Genomic DNA, 19,058 nt, shown 5'->3' on the forward strand with positions numbered 1-19,058 from the left:
TAATTAGTAATTCGTAATTAAATAACTATGTTCGATAATTTAAGTGAAAGACTAGAACGGTCATTCAAGATTCTGAAAGGTGAAGGCAAAATCACCGAAATCAACGTGGCGGAGACGCTGAAAGACGTACGTAAAGCACTTCTCGACGCCGACGTAAACTACAAGGTGGCAAAGAATTTCACGGATACAGTGAAAGAAAAAGCTCTTGGCCAGAACGTGCTTACGGCTGTGAAGCCAAGCCAGTTGATGGTGAAAATCGTACATGATGAACTTACGCAGTTGATGGGTGGAGAGACAGCCGAGATCAATATCGACGCCCGTCCGGCAGTCATCCTGATGTCAGGTTTGCAAGGTTCGGGTAAGACCACCTTCTCCGGTAAGTTGGCACGGATGCTGAAAACCAAGAAAAACCGTAAGCCATTACTGGTTGCTTGTGACGTTTACCGTCCGGCAGCTATCGAACAGTTGCGCGTATTGGCAGAACAAATCGAAGTACCGATGTACTGCGAACTGGACAGCAAGAATCCGGTAGAAATCGCACAACACGCTATTCAGGAAGCTAAAGCCAAAGGATATGACCTCGTTATCGTCGATACAGCCGGACGTCTGGCAGTAGACGAACAGATGATGAACGAGATCGCCGCTATCAAAGAAGCAATCAATCCGAACGAAATTCTGTTCGTGGTAGACTCCATGACCGGTCAGGATGCTGTAAACACGGCTAAAGAATTCAACGAACGTCTGGACTTCAACGGTGTGGTACTGACCAAACTTGATGGTGATACCCGCGGTGGTGCGGCTCTTTCTATCCGTTCGGTAGTGAACAAACCGATCAAATTTGTTGGTACAGGTGAAAAGCTGGAAGCAATCGACCAATTCCACCCTGCCCGTATGGCCGACCGTATTCTCGGTATGGGTGACATCGTTTCATTGGTAGAACGTGCACAGGAACAATATGATGAAGAAGAGGCTAAACGTTTACAGAAGAAAATAGCCAAGAACCAATTCGACTTCAATGACTTCCTTAGCCAGATTGCACAAATCAAGAAAATGGGTAATCTGAAAGACCTTGCCTCCATGATTCCGGGAGTAGGAAAGGCAATCAAAGATATTGATATTGACGACAATGCTTTCAAAAGCATCGAAGCTATCATCTATTCTATGACTCCGGCAGAACGTTCCAACCCGGAAATACTGAACGGATCACGTCGTACACGTATCGCAAAAGGTAGCGGAACGACTATTCAGGAAGTAAACCGCCTGCTGAAACAGTTCGACCAGACTCGCAAAATGATGAAGATGGTAACTAGCAGCAAGATGGGTAAGATGATGCCTAAAATGAAAAGATAATCATTCAATAGATCCAAACTGATTATAACAAAAAAGAGGAAGTTTCGACTTCCTCTTTTTTGTATCCGGAAGCCTACGGTAGAAAGTAGTTTCTCCACTAACAAACTGATAATATACTGCTCATCTCCTGACAAAAATTCCAATCCTTTTGGAGAGTTCAGTTATTTATTTTACTTTTGCCCATCACCAATAAATACCCTGAAAATATGACTCTGATAGACGGAAAAGCCATTTCCGAACAAGTGAAACAAGAGATTGCAGCCGAAGTAGCCGAAATTGTGGCTCGTGGCGGAAAACGCCCGCATCTGGCGGCTATCCTTGTTGGACACGATGGTGGTAGCGAAACGTATGTAGCTGCCAAAGTAAAAGCCTGTGAAGTATGTGGATTCAAGTCCTCCCTCATCCGTTATGAAAGTGACGTGACCGAAGAAGAACTGCTTGCCAAAGTACGCGAACTGAATGAAGACGACGATGTAGACGGCTTTATCGTACAACTTCCCTTACCTAAACATATCTCCGAACAGAAAGTAATCGAAACGATTGATTACCGTAAAGATGTAGACGGCTTCCACCCGATCAACGTAGGCCGTATGTCCATCGGACTTCCGTGCTATGTATCCGCTACTCCCAACGGTATCCTCGAATTGTTGAAACGTTACGAAATAGAGACTTCCGGCAAAAAATGTGTTGTACTCGGACGTAGCAATATCGTCGGCAAACCGATGGCTGCCCTGATGATGCAGAAAGCCTATCCGGGCGATGCCACAGTGACGGTATGCCACAGCCGCAGCAAAGACTTAATAAAAGAATGTCAGGAAGCTGATATTATCATCGCTGCCCTGGGACAACCCAACTTTGTAAAAGCCGAAATGGTGAAAGAAGGTGCGGTAGTTATCGATGTAGGTACTACGCGTGTGCCGGATGCAACCAAGAAATCAGGCTTCAAACTGACTGGTGACGTGAAGTTTGACGAAGTTGCCCCAAAATGTTCCTTTATCACTCCCGTACCGGGCGGTGTTGGACCGATGACGATTGTATCGTTAATGAAAAATACACTCTTAGCTGGCAAGAAAGCCATTTATCAATGAAACATAGCTTGTTTCTGATGATTTTACTTCTCTCTTTGTCCTGCACCTCCCGGTCGCAGGCAAAGAGAGATTCTATCATCGATACCCTGTCGGACAGCCTTTCCGCAACCGACAGTATTTCCCCCACTGATACCCTACGACTCCTTTTCGTAGGTGACCTCATGCAGCATCAAGGACAAATCAACGCTGCACGAACCTCAACCGGCTATGATTATTCCACCTGTTTTACGTACGTTAAAGAAGAAATAGGGAGAGCCGATCTCGCTATCGCCAATCTGGAAGTTACGTTAGGAGGCAAACCCTACAAAGGTTATCCTGCTTTCAGCGCACCGGACGAATTTCTGACCGCAATTCATGACGCAGGTTTCAATGTTTTAGTGACTGCCAACAATCATAGTCTCGACCGTGGCAAATCCGGACTGGAGCGTACCATTCAACTTATCGACTCGTTGAAAATTCCACATGCAGGCACATATATCAACACCGAAGAACGCGATAAGAAATATCCTCTTTTATTGGAAAAGAACGGGTTCCGCATCGCCCTGCTCAACTATACGTATGGCACAAACGGTATCCCCGTTACTCCTCCCAATATCGTGAACTATATTGATACAACAGTTATCGCCAAAGATATTGAAGAGAGCAAAGCAATGAAACCGGACGCAATCATAGCTTGTATGCATTGGGGAATCGAATACCAGTCGCTCCCGGACAAAGAGCAGAAATTCCTTGCTGACTGGCTGATTCAAAAAGGAGTAAATCATGTCATCGGCTCCCATCCTCACGTAGTTCAACCCATTGAAGTTCGCACAGACAGCGTGACGAACGACAAACATCTCGTAGTCTATTCACTGGGAAATTATATTTCCAATATGTCCGCCCGCCGCACCGATGGTGGACTGATGGTAAGAATGGAATTAGTAAAAGACAGCACAGTCCGTCTCAATAATTGCGAGTATAGTTTAGTCTGGACAGTCCGCCCCATTCAGTCCGGGAAAAAAAATCATCAATTACTCCCCGTCAATTTCCCAATTGATTCAATTCCTTTACAAGCACGTAACTCTCTGAAAATCTTCACGAATGACGCGCGAACCCTTTTCAACAAGCACAATCAGGGAATAAAAGAATATACTTTTTTCGAAAAAAAATAGCAGAATCTTTTGGAGATTAGAAGATAATATCTATCTTTGCACCGCGTTAGAGAAACGCAGACATGGTGGATGTAGTTCAGTTGGTTAGAGCGTCAGATTGTGGTTCTGAATGTCGCCGGTTCGAGTCCGGTCTTCCACCCAAAGAGAAGTCCTTGTAAGTTAGATACTTATAAGGACTTTTTCTTTGTTGGTAGAGCATCATTCAGGTGCAGAAATTAGGCTAAATTACCCCTTTAAAGTATAGTTGTTGGTCTATTGTTGTTCCCAATAAACCAATGTAACATGTTGACTATTAAAGCTGAAGTCTTAAAATCTAAGCAAAAAGTTGATAAAACTTATAACGTAAAGATTAGGCTAACCTACAACAGAGAGGTTAAGAGGTTGGCTACTCATATCTTTGTAAGAGCAGAAGACCTGACTAAGGACTTCAAGTTAAAGAATCCAAAGTACATCAAGGAAGCTGACAGATTGGTCAGATACTATGAAGAGTTATGTATGGGGCTTCCATTGGAGGCTTCCAATTTAACCTTAAGTGATGTACTTGATTATATCCAGAAAGAGAAGGAAAAGAATACTCCTATTGACTTTATCCAGTTCTGCAAAGACTGGTTGGCAGCTACAGAGGTCAAGGGTAAGAGAAATTATCAAACTGCCCTCAATGCCTTCATTGCCTTCTTAGGAAAGGACAAATTAAATACTAACCAAGTTACCAAGTTGTTAATGATGGAGTTCATGGAATACCTTCACAAGAAAAGGGCTAAACAAGTAGCAGAACTTCAGAAGAAAGGAAAGAGAATACCCTCTAACAGAATGGTATCACTGTACACTAGTAGCATCAGACATCTATTCAATGAAGCTAAGAAGAAGTACAATGATTATGACAGGAATCTCATTAGGATACCTAACTCACCTTTTGAGAACTTGGTGATACCAAAGCAGGAAGCAACTAGGAAGAGAGCATTATCAGCAGAGTTAATTAAGAAGATATGGGAATTACCCTATATCATTAATGCTAATGGTAGAGAAAGGTTATGTCCTTTCAACCTTGCTAAGGATTGCTTTATCCTTTCTTTCTGTCTTATAGGGATGAACTCTGCTGACTTGTATAACTGTAGTGAACTGGAAGATGGTTCAATTACCTATTACAGGACTAAGACTACAGACAGAAGACTTGATAAAGCTAAGATGAAAGTAGATGTTCTTCCTGTCTTACTACCTTTAATGAAGAAATATGAAGATTACACACAGAAGAAGGTGTTCTGCTTCTATCATCTCTATTCTACTTTCAAGAACTTCAACAGAGCCATCAATCTTGGGTTAAAGCAAATTGGCAAAATACTAAAAGTGGATGATTTGGAGTACTATGCTGCAAGGCACTCATGGGCTACATTAGCTGTTAACAAGGTAGGCATAGATAAGTATACAGTTCATGCTGCCTTAAATCATATTGATGAGGCTATGAAAGTCACTGACATCTATATTGAAAGAGACTTCAAGATAGAGAATGAAGCTAACAAGAAGGTGGTTGAGTATGTATTTGGTAGTTATAGTGAGCTGCCTAGTCCAGAAGTGAAGTAAGTTTAACACAAAAGAACCTCTGTAGTTGATTGGACTATGGAGGTTCTTTAGTATATTTGTTCACTTACTACTTATATATAACCTTAAACAAAGTGAGCACATGAAAGAGGCTACTCAACAGTATAGTGATATTACTTACAATACCTTTGCAGATGTAATAGATTGGGATGACTTGACAGAAAAAGACTACCAGACTATACAGGAACTAAAGGAGAATGGAATAACTATAACTCCTGATACAGTAATTGAAGACTTATCAGGTTTTCCCGTTGGTGAAGCTCCTAATAAAGTAACAGGGATTTTTGCCAATAAGAAGCACTTACTATCTAACTATTTAACCAAGATGCCTCATGGGTTAGTAGACAAGAAGATACCAGGTATTGGAGCTACTACTCTTGAGATAAACTCAAAGAGAAACTCAATCATAGTCTTTCCTACTAAGGCTCTGGCTTATAGTAAACACTCAAAGCATCCTAATACATTATATGTAGGTAGTGAGATTAAAGGTGAAAAGGAAAAGGTAACTAATCAGCAGATTGAGGAATACCTTGCAAAAGATGGATACAAGAAACTTCTAGTAGTTGCAGACAGTCTAGGTAGGCTGTTAGGTATCATAGGAAAAAACTATAAAGACTACTTTCTTATGATTGATGAGATTGATGTTCTCCAGACTGACAACAACTTCAGACCCCAATTGGAGAATGTGATTGACTACTACCTTATGTTCCCATTAAAGAACAGATGTATGGTAACAGCTACTATGAAGGAGTTCATCAATCCACTACTAAAGAAAGAATGTAAGTTCTCCATAACTTGGATATATAATGCCCGAAGAGATGTTAAGTTATTGCACACTAATAATACCACGCAAACTGTTATAGAAGAGATTATCTCTCACCCTAGAGATAAGATATTCATAGCCTATAACTCCATACTACAAATACAGAATATCTTATCAACCTTAGATGAAGAAACCAGAAAGGAATGTGCTATCCTATGTAGTGAGGCATCCATAAAGGAAGCAGGAGAATACTTTGCACCTAAACTAGGAGACAATGATACCTTACCTGCTAGGATTAACTTTGCCACCTGTTGCTACTTCACTGGTATAGATATAGAGGATAGTTACCATCTAATCACTGTATCAGATGTAAGAAGAAGTCACTCAATGTTGACCTTAGATAGAATGACACAAATACATGGTAGATGCAGAAAGGATAATGGAGTATTAAGTGAAACTATTATATATAACACCTTAGGATATGTATCAGTAATGGAAAGTATGGAAAAGTACACTGCCACTCTATTAAACAAAGCCCAAAAGGTACTCAAAGTACTTGAATCAGCAGATACTATCTCACAGGGGGATTATACCTTGACTGATCTATTTGCAATAATCAAAGAAGCCATAAGAGAGAAAGCACAGGAGAGAATTGCAGGGAATGAGTTAATTAACTTGACTAGAAAGGATATATATGGAAAGAATGTACCTGCCTACCTCAATATAGATTACATCATTGAAAGAACCGACTTATATGCCTCATATTTTATGCCTGAAACCTTGAAAGAAGTACTAGGTAAACAGGTTAACATCATTAGTTATAAATCCCTACCTCATGGTGTTTCTCCAGAGCAAAACAGCATAGAGAAAACCAATAAGGATGCACAGAATAAGTTGACAGATAGTTACATTCAAGAAGCCATAGATAACATCAAAGTATTATCAACCACAGGGCAGTTGAATGACAATACTTTGCACTTATACATTAGGCAAAGTAGAAGCAGGACAAAGATATTCTTAGAGAGATTCATTAAGCTCTACAAATATGTTGACCTTGATAGTTTGCTACATCAGCTATGGGAGATTAGAACAAGTAACAGTATAGCTTACAAGAATCTCAATAATGCAGTTATGTATTGGGCACTAGATGAAGAGCATCCTTTCAAGGTTGCAATAAGAAGAAGTTTCACCTTAAATAAGAGCTATTCAGCAAGTGAGATACAAGAGATATTAGCTCCTATAGTCCAGTATCATCTACATAAGGTACTGAAACCTAGAAAGTATGTAGCCTTATTGAAAAGCATATATGCCACTGACAGGACATCTGGGAATAAGTACACCATCAGAGGAGAGAATCCAAGAGGTTTTAAAGAACATACCGGCAGGATAGCTACCAAAGAGAATAACTTGTTAAAGTTATTTATGTTATAGAAGGTTAATATACAATCAGATAAATGATAAGAATATTGGTATTATAGACTTTATTTACTATATTTACATTTGATAGTCAGATGGTTATAGGAGTGATATATCTCTAATATGACATTAGCTATCAACAGAAGCAACCTTAGGGTCAAATATCACCCTATACTAATTACCTTTAATCCTTTATTACTGTAGGTAATTAGTATGGGGTGGATTTTGACCCCTATAAAATCAGAATTAATGACAATAGTTAAACAATTCACTATCATCCCCATTGAAGCTTGCAGGTACTTCAATCCAAAGCAGCTCTACCTATTAGCAGGTCTCTATATTAATGCCTATCCTCAAAGGGAAAGCAATTACATGACAACAGATACTACTATCAGTCAGTTGTCAGAGCTTACAGGAGTAAGTACAGATTATATCAAAGATTCCTTTATCCCCAGACTAAAGGAGCTAGAAGATAAAGGATATAGAGTAGAGACTATACAGCAGCAAAGAGAGATTAGAAGGAATATCTATTATCTACCCAATCCTCCTAAGAATTTCAGAATTATATGGGCAGAGTTATTCAGTGACAGCTCTTTAAGTCCAGAAGAGAAAGGAGTTATGATAGGGTTATACTGCCTTTGTGTTAACAAAGAGTTCAGGGTAGACCTATCAGACAAAGCCATTTATAGCCACTTGGATATGGCAAAGAATACATATAAAAAGTATAGAGACTTATTGATTGAGAAGAAAGTAATCTGGTCTTCTTATGATGTTCCAATGGCACTAGCATGGACTGAGCACATGGAATCTAAAGTCCTTCTGTACCCTCATTTGGGTCACGATACTTGGATAGACAAAGTTATATCACATGTACCAGATGATGATGAAATCAAGCATTACCTTGATACTATTAATGATGAATGAATGATACATACCCCAATATCCCCTGTTTTTACACCTGAAGGCAGGGGATTGTTTTATATGTACATAACTAATATATAGCACTTCTTACTGTCACCTGATATATTATACTTCTAAATTTTTTATTTTTTTCTTCAATTTGATACTTACAAGTGCACTCTAAGTCACAAAGTCTCCCTCCCCTTACCTTAGGAGTGGGATAGTCCCCCTATGCATATTGGGGAATATTGGATTTACATTATAAGCTCATTACAGTTAGCTCATTACCCCACCATAGTAACTGAATCAACAGCAGCAGAATAGTCTGTCTGCACAACAATAAAATACAAGATTATGGAAAAGTTAAAGTTCTTAGAGACAGTGACAGTGAATGAGTTCAAGGCTCAAAAGGGAGTAAGTAAGATTGAGGTAAAGCAAAATCCTCATACAGGGAAGTGCTTCTTTGTTTATGGCTGTGAAATAGGTGCAGCAAGTGACAAATTTCTTAATGGAGAAGTAACCAATCCTGTTATCTCTCAAGTATGTTCACCAGATACAGGTGATATGTTCTATATGCTGCATCAAAGAGGTGAAGGTGGAGCTATGACATTAGCAACTTTATGACAGGTCTCAATGTAGACCTCAAGGAGGCAAGTTTATTAGGACTTGCTTCCTTTTTTCTTTATAGACTGTGTATAACAATTAATCCTATTCAGATATGTTGAATTTAAGAGTTTCATCCAAGAAGCAGGCTAAAATTAAGCTTGCTTTACAAGGCTGTGCAGGTTCAGGTAAGACCTATTCTGCATTGCTTTTAGCTTATGGTTTATGTAATGACTGGACTAAGATAGCCATTATTGACAGTGAGAATGGAAGTGCTGACCTTTATGCTCACTTAGGTGCTTATAATGTATTAAGTCTAAGTGATAACTTTACACCTGAAACTTATATACAAGCTATTGAAATATGTGAAGGTGCAGGTATGGAAGTTATCATAATTGATAGCATTTCTCAATGCTGGGATACTTTACTTGAATACCATGCAGGATTACAAGGTAACAGCTTCACCAACTGGCAGAAAGTGACACCTAGAATCAATGCTTTTATGCAGAAAGTATTGCAGTCTGGAAGCCATGTTATATGCACTATGAGATGCAAACAGGACTATGTTCTAAGTGAGAAGAATGGCAAGATGATACCAGAGAAAGTAGGACTAAAAGCAGTCATGAGAGATGGTATAGATTATGAATTTACCATAGTATTTGACATCAACATGAAGCACCAGACTATTGCATCTAAAGACAGGACAAACCTGTTCATAGGTAAGCCTGATTTTACCATTACATCTGCTACAGGTCAGATAATACTTGATTGGTGTAATGATGGTGTCAATCTGGAGATGATAAGGAGCAAGATTAACAGCAGTAAAACCATTGAAGAACTGACTGCCATCTATCATGCTTATCCTGAATGGTATCAGCAGTTAACATCAGAATTCATGCAGAAGAAAGCAGCACTTCAGGTACAAAAGAATCAACCAACTATTAACTATACCCCTAATTACATTAGATATGGAAATAATGCAGTTGCAGCCAGTCAGAGCTAATCTGATATACCCTAATAGAATCAACAAAGAAGACTCTCATGTTCAAATAGTTGAGCCAATGGAAATCATCAACACAGGTATTATGTCAACAAATCCTGTAGAAGCTGATTCCATAAGCACCAGAGAAGGTAATAAGTTACCTTTTATTGAGGCTAATACAAAGGAAGTAACCATGCAATACCTCAAGGAGGAATGTATTACACCTGTGTTCTCTAAAGATAATGAGGTTACTATATCACACTCCAGTTTCATTGAAACTGTATGGGAAGCAGCTAATAAGGTGTTCTCCAATGAGAGAATAGAAGAACCTGCCATTAGGGTAAGCCATGTTATCAAAGGTAGGATACCGGAAGCTATTCATAAGCCAGTGAATCAATTACTGGAATCTGATAAAACCATCTACTTTGAGAGAATGATGTTCTGTTTTGAGATACCTACCATATATGAGGATATTGCAGGTAACAGACTGAATTTAACCATAGGTGGAGTTAGAGCTTATAACCATGAAAACCTTTACAGCAAAAAGGGTGCAGAGAAGTTCAAGGTGTTCATTGGCTTTAAAAATCTTGTATGTTGTAACATGTGTGTCTCAACAGATGGTTACAGGTCAGAATTAAAGGTTATGAGTACAACTGAACTATTCAATGCAGTGGTGAGGCTGTTCCAAGAGTACAATATAGCCCAACACATGTATTATATGTCAGCTTATAAGGATACTTATATGAGAGAGTCCCAATTTGCCCAGTTCTTAGGTAGATGCAGATTATATCAGTTCTTACCTGTAGACCAAAAGAAGAAGTTACCACAGATGCTAATGACTGATACCCAGATAGGATTAGTTGCCAAAGCATATTATAATGATGATAACTTTAGTACCCTTTTGGACAGCAGGGAAATCAGCATGTGGAATGTGTACAACTTACTAACTGGAGCTAATAAAAGTAGCTACATTGATAACTTCTTGGACAGGTCACTTAATGCCACTCAACTGGCAGAAGGACTTAATAAGGCTTTATATGGTGAGAATGAATATAGTTGGTTCATTAATTAGTGTATCTTATGGACAGTATAATGAATGTAGCAGAGGTTCAATTGAGCTATAAAAGCAATGTCAAATCATCAACTAGATACAAGATAAATAGCTCACAGGATGCCTATGAACTATTGATAAAGTGCTTCCCTGATGACACAATAGAATACAAGGAAAGCTTTAAAGTAGTACTACTTAATCAGTCTAATAGAGTATTGGGTATAGTACCTATTTCAGAAGGTGGAATATCTGCAACTTATGTAGATGTAAGGTTGATATTACAAGCTGCCTTATTGGCTAATGCAACACAGGTAATATTGGCACATAATCACCCTTCTGGAAGCATGAAACCCAGTACTTTGGATGATGCTTTGACTGAAAAAGTAAGGAAGGCAGCAGAACTCATGGAGATTCATGTAGCAGACCATGTAATCTTAAGCCCAGAGAAGGAATACTACTCCTATTATGATGAAGGAAAACTATAAATACTTAACCTTCTAAGGTCTACAATATCCTACCTTCTATTAAATCAATTCCCTCTGCTGTTATTATACCATTATGATGGGAAATTTCCCCAGCCTCACTTTCTTGCATATTATATATACAAAGTAAGTGATGTAGAATGGCAAATCAGAGGACAGTTTAATAGAAGTTGACTGCCTCTTCTAATATAGGTTAACGGTATTTGATTACAGGATAGAGAGAAGTGCTGCTATAATAACTTAACCACTTGAGGTTCGGTGAAGTATGTAAACATGAATTATAGCAATAGTTAGTAAGTTAGACTAAATTAAATGTTGATTGAATTATGTGTGAGATTATCTTGATTCTGGTAGGCTTTGTTCTCACCAGTATGATACTTAAGGATTAAGAGGTTATATGCTTCTTACTATGTGTTTTATTGTTGTTGATAGCCCTAGTTCATCATGGACTGGGGCTTTAACTTGTGTATATATGACAGCATTAGATATGATATTACAGTGGCTTATATTGATAGTTACTGGTGCTCTATTTATCAGTTTAGCATATAGAAAATGAATAATTAAGCTTACCTTTGTGCAATAAGGATATAGCCTGCACCTATGGTACTAATATGACTTGAAACCTATTAAATTATGGCAGTCAAATGATGAAGTATTACTGGAAAGTTCTATCTTTGCAACAGTATTAATTAAATGACAACTAATGAAATAGAAGTTTAACAAGACATATTAGAAAAGAAGTGTTTGCTTCTTGCTTGATGTTATCAGAGAAATCGCCAATTTCAATCAGATATAACCATCAAAAGCAGGTTAGTGAATGCTCATACCTATATAGGTGTGGGCTTTCCTTGTTTGCATGGTTATAGGTGTTTGGCGATACCTTCTGATAAGCAATCAAGGTTAGGCTCACACCTTCTTTTTGTAGTATGCTACAAAAGGAAATTATTATGGAAAATGCAGACTTTATAATTTACCAAGAGAATAGTCTTTTTGGATTGAAAGATAAAAGTGGGAATATTATTATTCCACCACAATATACTAACTTCAATCCTTTCAGTTGTGGATTAGCTATGGTCAGAAATGCAAGTCTACAGTATGCTTACATTAACATAGATAATACTCAAATTATCCCTTTTGGATTATATTCATGGTGTGATTCTTCTTTCTGTTGGGGATTAGCAAGAGCTGTCAAAGATGGAAAATGGGGAATAATTAACACACAAGGCAATATAATATTACCCTTCCAATTTGATAAAATATATCCCTTAAAAGATGAGTATATATTTAGAATTAAGACTTTTATTAATGAGAATGAATACATTTTAGATATAAATAAAATCCTATACAACTATACATTACTAGATGGACTAATCTATATTAAGACTTTTCCGATAGATAGTTTTAAGAAATTATACAACATAGAATTACTGAGAGTTTTTAAAGAAAAAGAAACCAACTTAGCTTATTTTAGCATAGGTTGCGGCAAGGGATATGTGGCTTTTGATGTGAACAACCTTCCAAAATCAGAAATTTGCATTTCTATCGTCTCCAATATTAATGGTAAATTATTTTTTCTAGCTCATACAAAAGAAGATACAGGAAAAGAGTGTTTGAAGCTATCTTACTATAAACGTGAAGAACCCAAGCTACCATATAATTATACCCCCCATCATGTATATTACTCAAATGATGAAGACTCAAGTTATGATGATTGCCGAGATTATTATGATGGATGGAGTAGAGAAGATGTAGAAAGTGGACTAGCTGATGCTTTTGAAGGAGACTTGGATGCCTATTGGAATATAGATTGATTACTAACTTTAATATATATAATATGGAATTTCCTTTATACTGGGGACTGCAAAAGACAGGGCTACCCCTTATTGTTGTCACTTGTACTGATGACACAGGAACAAATAGAGATTTGTGTCTATTAATTGATACCGGTTCTACCAACAACATATTATTCAGCTTTGTATATGAGCACTTTCAGAAGAACTTCAAATCATTAGATAAGCAAGGTTCTATTATGGGGTTTGAAGGTCAGCAACATGAGACACCACAGATAGAAGCTACATTTGATTTTGAGGGAAAGAATTATACTTCAATCTTCTCTGTATTAGATGTATCTGATGGCATGAAGCATGTACAAGAAGAATCTGGAGTACAGATACATGGGGTCTTAGGCATCCATTTTTTGGTGGATTATGAATGGATTGTAGACTTCAAAGAGCTTCAATTGACAATATCCAATAAACAATAATTCATTCTATTAGAATAATCAATTATATATTAATAACTTATAAAACCAAAAGATTATGAACACAATTATGAAAACCAGTATGATAATATGGTTCATATTATCAGCTACTATTAAGATGAATGCACAATATTCAGATGTACATTGCAAACAACATCCTCAGAGTATGCAGATTACACAAATTGACTATAGAGAATATAGTACAATAATTCATTTTAAATATATCAATTACTTTGAAGGAGGAGGTTGGATGAATATTGGTGAAAATTCATATTTAAAGGATAAGAATACCAATAAAAGATATAAGCTCCTTAATAGTATTAATATCCCCATTAATAGTGAAGGAGAAAATAGATACATGATATTTGATTCAAAAGACCAAATTCATTACTTTAGTCTAGAATTTGAGAAACTACCAGATTCAACTATTGAATTTGATATGGTTGAAGATGAAAATAATAAAGATGCATTTAACTTCTATGGTATAACATTAAATCCAGAAGTAAAGAAGGATTTCATCAATATTGATGACTATATAGCCTCTACCCCTGTAAAAGAGTATGGCATATATATGAAAGATGGTCAAAGTATTTACTATTTCAAACATCAAGGATTGCTCATCTCTCTTTACCTAACTCTGAATAACAGTTATGGAAAGTATTATACACCATACATTGACATACAGAACTTCACAGGAAGAAGTCTACTATTTAATCCATTATCAATAACAGCTAAAACTTATGACAAAAACAAAGAAGTTGTTCAGGATTTAGAGGTCTTATCATATGAACAATACATGAAAAAGGTAAAGAATAAACAAGCGTGGAGTGCGGCTCTGTATGGAATGGCTCAAGGACTTGCTGCTTCTGGAGCAGGATACTCTAGTTCAACTACTAACTTCTCAGGAAATGGTTACACTAGTTCATATACTTCAGCCTCTGGTTTCATTGGAAACACATATGGATATATGAATGCTACTGCTTCATCATATTCCACTGTTTATGGCAAAAGTCACACACAATCTTATAATGGAGCAGCAGCATATGCAGCACAACAAAATGCATCTAATAATACCAATGCCTATTTACAGCAACAGTATCAAATAAAGGCACAAATAAATGAAGGTTATGCTAAAGTCAACACATTGCAAAATCAGACTCAATACGCTGGTTATTTTAACATTAAATATAAGAAGAGTGATAATATGAACATTAATATTCCAATCAATAATACTATTTATACTTTTCAGCTTAGTTGGAACAATGATTAAGTACTGACTTCTTACTGGAGAACAAGTGGATTATTGATTTCAAAGAACTTAAAATTCGAGATTGACATGATACAGATTATAGTTTTACTCTTACCCATACTAGGGCTTATTGGCTACTTTGCTGATTTACAATGGCTCTTTTTGACAGGCTCTATAGGAAGTTTATTCTTTACTTTGGTAGCTCTATTTACTAAACAACTTACTCCTACAAGTATCAAATGGCTTATAATAGCCAGTATTGCAGGTTGGATTATATCCTCATCTTTCATTAATGGAGTGCTGTTAGGAATCTGTTCAGTCACAGCTTTTTCTACTATATTCAGCATATTTGTAATATTAAATAGCAGAAGATAATTATGAAATATGAGCCTTATGGACAAGTAGACTTGAAAGATCAGTGGATTAATCCTTGGTTCAACCTGATAGGTTGGCTGATTGCCATCCTATGCATCTGGTACAACCATAGTCATCTAATTAAAGAGATGACTTATAGGCAACCTGAATACTCTTGGGAGAAGCCTGTTAAGGTGAAGATGACCCTAGTTAAGAAGTGTATCATCATTTTCAAGTGCCTAGTTATTGATATTATACATAACCCTTATACTAGTCTTGGATGCTCTGCCTTCTTGCTCTATCTATTAATAAGATGCTTCTTATCCTACTAATACTTACATCATAGCCAGTTCTCACATGTAAGAAGAGAAGGTAACCTAGCACAAAGTGAAGAATAATATTGGATGAACCAAATGGATTTACTACATTTGCATCAACCACTTTAAATGATTAAAGCATGGAAAGAACCTATATTAATGAATTCCACAAGCAATGGATAGAGAGCACTCTCAAGTCAATAGCCTCTTGGCAGAAGCAGCCAATCTCATTAGAAGAGAAAAAAAAGCAGCAGGAAATGTTGAACCAGCAGAAGGCTATAAGAGAAGGCAAATTGAAGAGCTAAAACTATTTGCTACTCAACATAACTTATGGATTAACATAAACTCTCTCCCCTTATCTTACCTTAGTAAAGGGGGAGAAAATGAAGTATTCACAGGTCATGAAGATATTGTATTCAAGTTAAACAACTTTGAGTATGCAGGTGAAGACCTTGAGAACTTCTTCATTAGGATAGAAGCTCATAACGTATTCTTTAGCAATGTCACTTATCAGATGATTGGCTTTGCTTATAACAGTCAACATGAGTTTTGTGCTGTGTTAGTTCAACCTTATGTCAGAGCTAAAAGAGAAGCTACAGAGGAAGAAATAGCAGAACACATGCAAGCATTAGGCTTTGAAATGGTCTATGAGGATGAATATCACAATGCAGAATATGAGGTTTTTGATGCAGTACCTAATAATGTGCTGTATGGTATTGATGACAAGCTTTACTTCATTGATACCCAAATCAGATTTAGACCTATTGAGATAACACTTTAAATAAATTTAGTTATGAAACAGAAGCAGGAAACTTAGCACAGTCCAAGTGCTATTAGTAGTATGATACTAGCATAGCAGTAATACTACTATTGTTGGTCTATAGTTGTTCTATAGGCTGTTAAGAGAAAGTATAAACAAACTAACAACTATTAAAGATAAAGGTGTTACTATGCCTGATTGTGGTTCTGAATGTCGCCGGTTCGAGTCCGGTCTTCCACCCAACAAAAACCCTTGTAAGTTAAGTACTTATGAGGGTTTTCTTTTTGTGGGTAGAATATCATTCAAGTGCTAAATTTTTTCCTACTATAAAGTTGAAAAAGGTTCTTCGTCAAATTTGGTGGTACTTCTTCTATTGTGAATAAATAATCTTCGCTCTCAGTAGTTTAATTCCTGCCCTATTGTACATCTGTCTTTTTACCGCTTTAATTTTATTCACTGTCCCCTCCAGTAATCCGTTACTGAAGGGGATATCAATAGCTGCCTGTACTGCCTCCCAGTCTTTTTCAATACCATATGCAAAGTTCGTCAGTGCCATATTCCGTGTTGCCTTCGCTTTTTCAATCCACTTTCTAATATCCTTATCATAAGTGTTCCCATTAATCATATCTCTGAAATTCTGACACACGCTTAAAAGTTCTTTAATCTGCGGTGAGGACTTATACAGTTCCGCTAGTTTAGGATTATCCGATTCTCCCTTTAGAATGTATTTGCGTATCTGATTCTGTGAAACTCTCTGTGTTTTACTTCCGTTTTCAATGCTCTCATTATGCTCCTTGACTTCTTTCCTCTTTTGTTGATACATTTTTCGCAAGCTGGATGTTATCCTTCCAATAAGTGCGCCACTGATTTTACTTCCCATTTTTTGTGCCAATATATTTCGGGTAATACAGCCCGCACTAATGATTGTAGCCAGTTCGGATACATATTTAAGAGCTGTCTTCTGTTGCTCATTCAAGTATGCCCCTATTCTCCTGTTGTGAATGAGCTTATAAATGTAGCGACTTTTCTTGCCTAAATGTGCGGCTGTCTGCTCAATGGTCATCCCCTGCATTTTTAAGTTCAGGCTTTCCCTGTATATCTTCAATTTTTCTCTGTGTCGGACATCTCCCATGTTAAATATGTCCTGAAGAATTAACGAAGAAGCCGTGTCTCTGTCAGGATATTCGTATTTGAGCTTTTGCTTAGTCTGACGAATCATTTTCTCTATTTCCGGTATCATTGTGTCCGTCATATTCTTGGTTAGATGGAACCGGTCGCAGATTTGTGTAACACCAGGGATTATTCTGTTTATAGCCTCTGTGAAACATCTTCCACGGTCTCTCGTTATATATTGTATTTGAGGATTCCGGGCGAGCCAGTTATCAAGCGCTTCTCCGCTTCTATCCTCTAACAAAGCAATAGGCATGTGTGTCATCTGGTCTACGACCACACTCATATAATCCTTACCTTTTTTATAGGCAAAATCATCAATACCTACATAAATACTTTTATTATGCATAGGATTATGTTGCCCGCACTGTTGTAGGATGCGTAAGCAGGAAGAGCTACTGGCCGTTATATGGAACAGCTGCAAAAGAGAAGAGGCCTTTCGGGAAGTAAGTTCCAAGCTTATCGATCTGATGCGTTCCTCAACAAGATAGCTCCGTCTACCATACCGACGAGCCAGAAAAGACAACGGTTCGCAGAATATTTTTTGCGGACAAGAAACATTGTCACAATAATATTTACCAACCTTTATGACTAACTCCAAAGTATGACCGTAAACTTCAAGATCCTGAATATGACGGGAGTAGTAACTGTGCAATCGGTGACTGAAATGTCCGCAATAAGGACAGGAAGCCCCCTTGCCAGCCGTATGTAAAAAGACCGTCAATGAGCCAACAGCTTCAGAGATACCATCTTGTTGCAGATTATCGTAGCCAAGACTGAATCTGAAATCATGGAATAATCCCCTATTTGTAGGAGTATTTTCTTTTTTTGATGTATATTTGTACGTTGTAGATATGACTTGTTGCATTGTAACTCTTAATGATGTGGTGTCTTTAAAGTTACTAAAAAGCAAACATATCTACAACTTTTAATAGGATTAAGAAAGAAGAAGACAGTTGAAATAAAAAAGAGATTACCACCAAATTTGACGAAGAACCTTGAAAAACATAAAAACATCTGCCACCTGCAACGAAAAGCGTGTAATACACTAGTTAATAAATAGTTGGAACGTTGCAGATACCTGTGGCAGATAGGTTGCAGATAAAGTATCTGCAACACGTTATATAATCAAAGAAAAAGCGGCTCAGTCTGAAACCTTGGGGGATTGCGTTAAAATTCTTATTTTTGCATCATGAAAACATCCTCTTCCCAAACGATTGATCCTGTTGCTTCTTTAAGCTTGTTCTTGCCTTCAGGAATCCTTGATTACTTTACCCTAGTCAATCATGTTTCTCAGGATACTTGCTTTATTCTTTATCTAGAGGAGAAAGCCACTATTCCTGCTGAGTACTCTGATCTCCATCTTCACTCAAAAGGTTTCCTCCCTGAGATTGAAGTTCAGGACTTCCCTATCCGTGGTAAAGCCGTTTATTTACGTATCAAGCGTCGTCGCTGGGAAGATCCATCCACTGGGCAGACATATAGTCGTGACTGGAGTTTGGTAGCCACCGGTACTCGCATAACCGCTGAGTTCGGTGCTTTTTTAAAAGAATTACTTAGATAATC

Annotated in this window: 16 protein-coding genes and 1 tRNA gene; 16 read left to right on the forward strand and 1 reads right to left on the reverse strand. The window is 37.5% G+C overall.

Features of this window, described 5'->3' with window-relative positions:
• Positions 1-27 precede the first annotated feature (27 nt).
• The 15 genes from ffh to INE92_RS11185 all read left to right on the forward strand — a co-directional run bounded on the left by ffh (position 28) and on the right by INE92_RS11185 (position 16,343).
• Entirely contained in the window at positions 28-1,350 is a 1,323-nt protein-coding gene (gene ffh, locus INE92_RS11115; protein WP_004312925.1) for a signal recognition particle protein, read from the forward strand.
• Between the two features lie 206 nt (positions 1,351-1,556).
• A complete protein-coding gene (folD, locus tag INE92_RS11120) occupies positions 1,557-2,438 on the forward strand; it encodes a bifunctional methylenetetrahydrofolate dehydrogenase/methenyltetrahydrofolate cyclohydrolase FolD (RefSeq protein WP_004312924.1) in 882 nt (293 codons plus the stop codon).
• Positions 2,435-3,589, forward strand: a complete 1,155-nt coding sequence (locus tag INE92_RS11125; protein ID WP_141409444.1) for a CapA family protein — start codon at positions 2,435-2,437, stop codon at positions 3,587-3,589. Before folD ends, INE92_RS11125 begins: the two co-directional genes overlap by 4 nt.
• Before the next feature lie 64 nt (positions 3,590-3,653).
• Positions 3,654-3,729, forward strand: a tRNA-His gene (locus INE92_RS11130).
• A 142-nt stretch (positions 3,730-3,871) separates the two neighbouring features.
• Complete coding sequence (locus INE92_RS11135; protein ID WP_008644577.1) at positions 3,872-5,167, forward strand: phage integrase SAM-like domain-containing protein; 1,296 nt, start codon at positions 3,872-3,874, stop codon at positions 5,165-5,167.
• Positions 5,168-5,267: 100 nt separating this feature from the next.
• Positions 5,268-7,379 (forward strand): DEAD/DEAH box helicase, encoded by a 2,112-nt coding sequence (locus INE92_RS11140; RefSeq protein ID WP_151923694.1) that lies wholly within the window; start codon positions 5,268-5,270, stop codon positions 7,377-7,379.
• Positions 7,380-7,613: 234 nt separating this feature from the next.
• Positions 7,614-8,288, forward strand: coding sequence for a hypothetical protein (locus INE92_RS11145; protein WP_008644575.1), 675 nt, complete (start codon positions 7,614-7,616; stop codon positions 8,286-8,288).
• A gap of 330 nt (positions 8,289-8,618) precedes the next feature.
• Complete coding sequence (locus INE92_RS11150; RefSeq protein ID WP_008644571.1) at positions 8,619-8,888, forward strand: hypothetical protein; 270 nt, start codon at positions 8,619-8,621, stop codon at positions 8,886-8,888.
• Positions 8,889-8,982: 94 nt separating this feature from the next.
• The gene (locus tag INE92_RS11155) at positions 8,983-9,870 is read left to right on the forward strand and encodes an AAA family ATPase (RefSeq protein ID WP_151923693.1); all 888 of its coding nucleotides are present in this window, start codon (positions 8,983-8,985) and stop codon (positions 9,868-9,870) included.
• Positions 9,836-10,921, forward strand: coding sequence for a DUF3871 family protein (locus tag INE92_RS11160; RefSeq protein ID WP_008644567.1), 1,086 nt, complete (start codon positions 9,836-9,838; stop codon positions 10,919-10,921). Before INE92_RS11155 ends, INE92_RS11160 begins: the two co-directional genes overlap by 35 nt.
• An 8-nt stretch (positions 10,922-10,929) precedes the next feature.
• Positions 10,930-11,385 carry a JAB domain-containing protein gene (locus INE92_RS11165; RefSeq protein ID WP_008644565.1) on the forward strand — a complete coding sequence of 152 codons (456 nt, stop codon included), beginning with the start codon at positions 10,930-10,932 and terminating at the stop codon, positions 11,383-11,385.
• Between the two features lie 944 nt (positions 11,386-12,329).
• On the forward strand, positions 12,330-13,193 hold the full coding sequence (locus INE92_RS11170; RefSeq protein WP_008644563.1) for a WG repeat-containing protein: 864 nt from the start codon (positions 12,330-12,332) through the stop codon (positions 13,191-13,193).
• Positions 13,194-13,216: 23 nt separating this feature from the next.
• Positions 13,217-13,645, forward strand: a complete 429-nt coding sequence (locus INE92_RS11175; RefSeq protein WP_008644557.1) for a pepsin/retropepsin-like aspartic protease family protein — start codon at positions 13,217-13,219, stop codon at positions 13,643-13,645.
• Positions 13,646-13,700: 55 nt separating this feature from the next.
• A complete protein-coding gene (locus tag INE92_RS11180; protein ID WP_008644549.1) occupies positions 13,701-14,912 on the forward strand; it encodes a hypothetical protein in 1,212 nt (403 codons plus the stop codon).
• An 825-nt stretch (positions 14,913-15,737) separates the two neighbouring features.
• Positions 15,738-16,343 carry a putative polyvalent protein kinase domain-containing protein gene (locus tag INE92_RS11185; protein WP_008644546.1) on the forward strand — a complete coding sequence of 202 codons (606 nt, stop codon included), beginning with the start codon at positions 15,738-15,740 and terminating at the stop codon, positions 16,341-16,343.
• A 349-nt stretch (positions 16,344-16,692) separates the two neighbouring features.
• Here the strand turns inward: INE92_RS11185 and INE92_RS11190 are convergent, their stop codons facing one another.
• A complete protein-coding gene (locus INE92_RS11190; RefSeq protein WP_074911576.1) occupies positions 16,693-18,360 on the reverse strand; it encodes an ISL3 family transposase in 1,668 nt (555 codons plus the stop codon).
• 324 nt (positions 18,361-18,684) lie between these two features.
• On the opposite strand from INE92_RS11190, the gene INE92_RS11195 reads away from it, so the two are divergent.
• Complete coding sequence (locus INE92_RS11195; protein ID WP_008640050.1) at positions 18,685-19,056, forward strand: ISAon1 family transposase N-terminal region protein; 372 nt, start codon at positions 18,685-18,687, stop codon at positions 19,054-19,056.
• Positions 19,057-19,058: the final 2 nt, after the last annotated feature.

Source organism: Bacteroides xylanisolvens (assembly GCF_018289135.1).
GTDB lineage: Bacteria > Bacteroidota > Bacteroidia > Bacteroidales > Bacteroidaceae > Bacteroides > Bacteroides xylanisolvens.

Bases quoted from the DNA above. Each gene is read 5' to 3' on its own strand.
- INE92_RS11135 (WP_008644577.1), top strand. From the start codon at position 3,872: ATGTTGACTATTAAAGCTGAAGTCTTAAAATCTAAGCAAAAAGTTGAT.
- INE92_RS11125 (WP_141409444.1), top strand. From the start codon at position 2,435: ATGAAACATAGCTTGTTTCTGATGATTTTACTTCTCTCTTTGTCCTGC.
- INE92_RS11190 (WP_074911576.1), bottom strand. From the start codon at position 18,360: ATGCAACAAGTCATATCTACAACGTACAAATATACATCAAAAAAAGAA.
- INE92_RS11165 (WP_008644565.1), top strand. From the start codon at position 10,930: ATGGACAGTATAATGAATGTAGCAGAGGTTCAATTGAGCTATAAAAGC.
- INE92_RS11175 (WP_008644557.1), top strand. From the start codon at position 13,217: ATGGAATTTCCTTTATACTGGGGACTGCAAAAGACAGGGCTACCCCTT.
- INE92_RS11195 (WP_008640050.1), top strand. From the start codon at position 18,685: ATGAAAACATCCTCTTCCCAAACGATTGATCCTGTTGCTTCTTTAAGC.
- INE92_RS11160 (WP_008644567.1), top strand. From the start codon at position 9,836: ATGGAAATAATGCAGTTGCAGCCAGTCAGAGCTAATCTGATATACCCT.
- INE92_RS11155 (WP_151923693.1), top strand. From the start codon at position 8,983: ATGTTGAATTTAAGAGTTTCATCCAAGAAGCAGGCTAAAATTAAGCTT.
- INE92_RS11185 (WP_008644546.1), top strand. From the start codon at position 15,738: ATGGATAGAGAGCACTCTCAAGTCAATAGCCTCTTGGCAGAAGCAGCC.
- folD (WP_004312924.1), top strand. From the start codon at position 1,557: ATGACTCTGATAGACGGAAAAGCCATTTCCGAACAAGTGAAACAAGAG.
- ffh (WP_004312925.1), top strand. From the start codon at position 28: ATGTTCGATAATTTAAGTGAAAGACTAGAACGGTCATTCAAGATTCTG.
- INE92_RS11180 (WP_008644549.1), top strand. From the start codon at position 13,701: ATGAACACAATTATGAAAACCAGTATGATAATATGGTTCATATTATCA.
- INE92_RS11170 (WP_008644563.1), top strand. From the start codon at position 12,330: ATGGAAAATGCAGACTTTATAATTTACCAAGAGAATAGTCTTTTTGGA.
- INE92_RS11145 (WP_008644575.1), top strand. From the start codon at position 7,614: ATGACAATAGTTAAACAATTCACTATCATCCCCATTGAAGCTTGCAGG.
- INE92_RS11140 (WP_151923694.1), top strand. From the start codon at position 5,268: ATGAAAGAGGCTACTCAACAGTATAGTGATATTACTTACAATACCTTT.
- INE92_RS11150 (WP_008644571.1), top strand. From the start codon at position 8,619: ATGGAAAAGTTAAAGTTCTTAGAGACAGTGACAGTGAATGAGTTCAAG.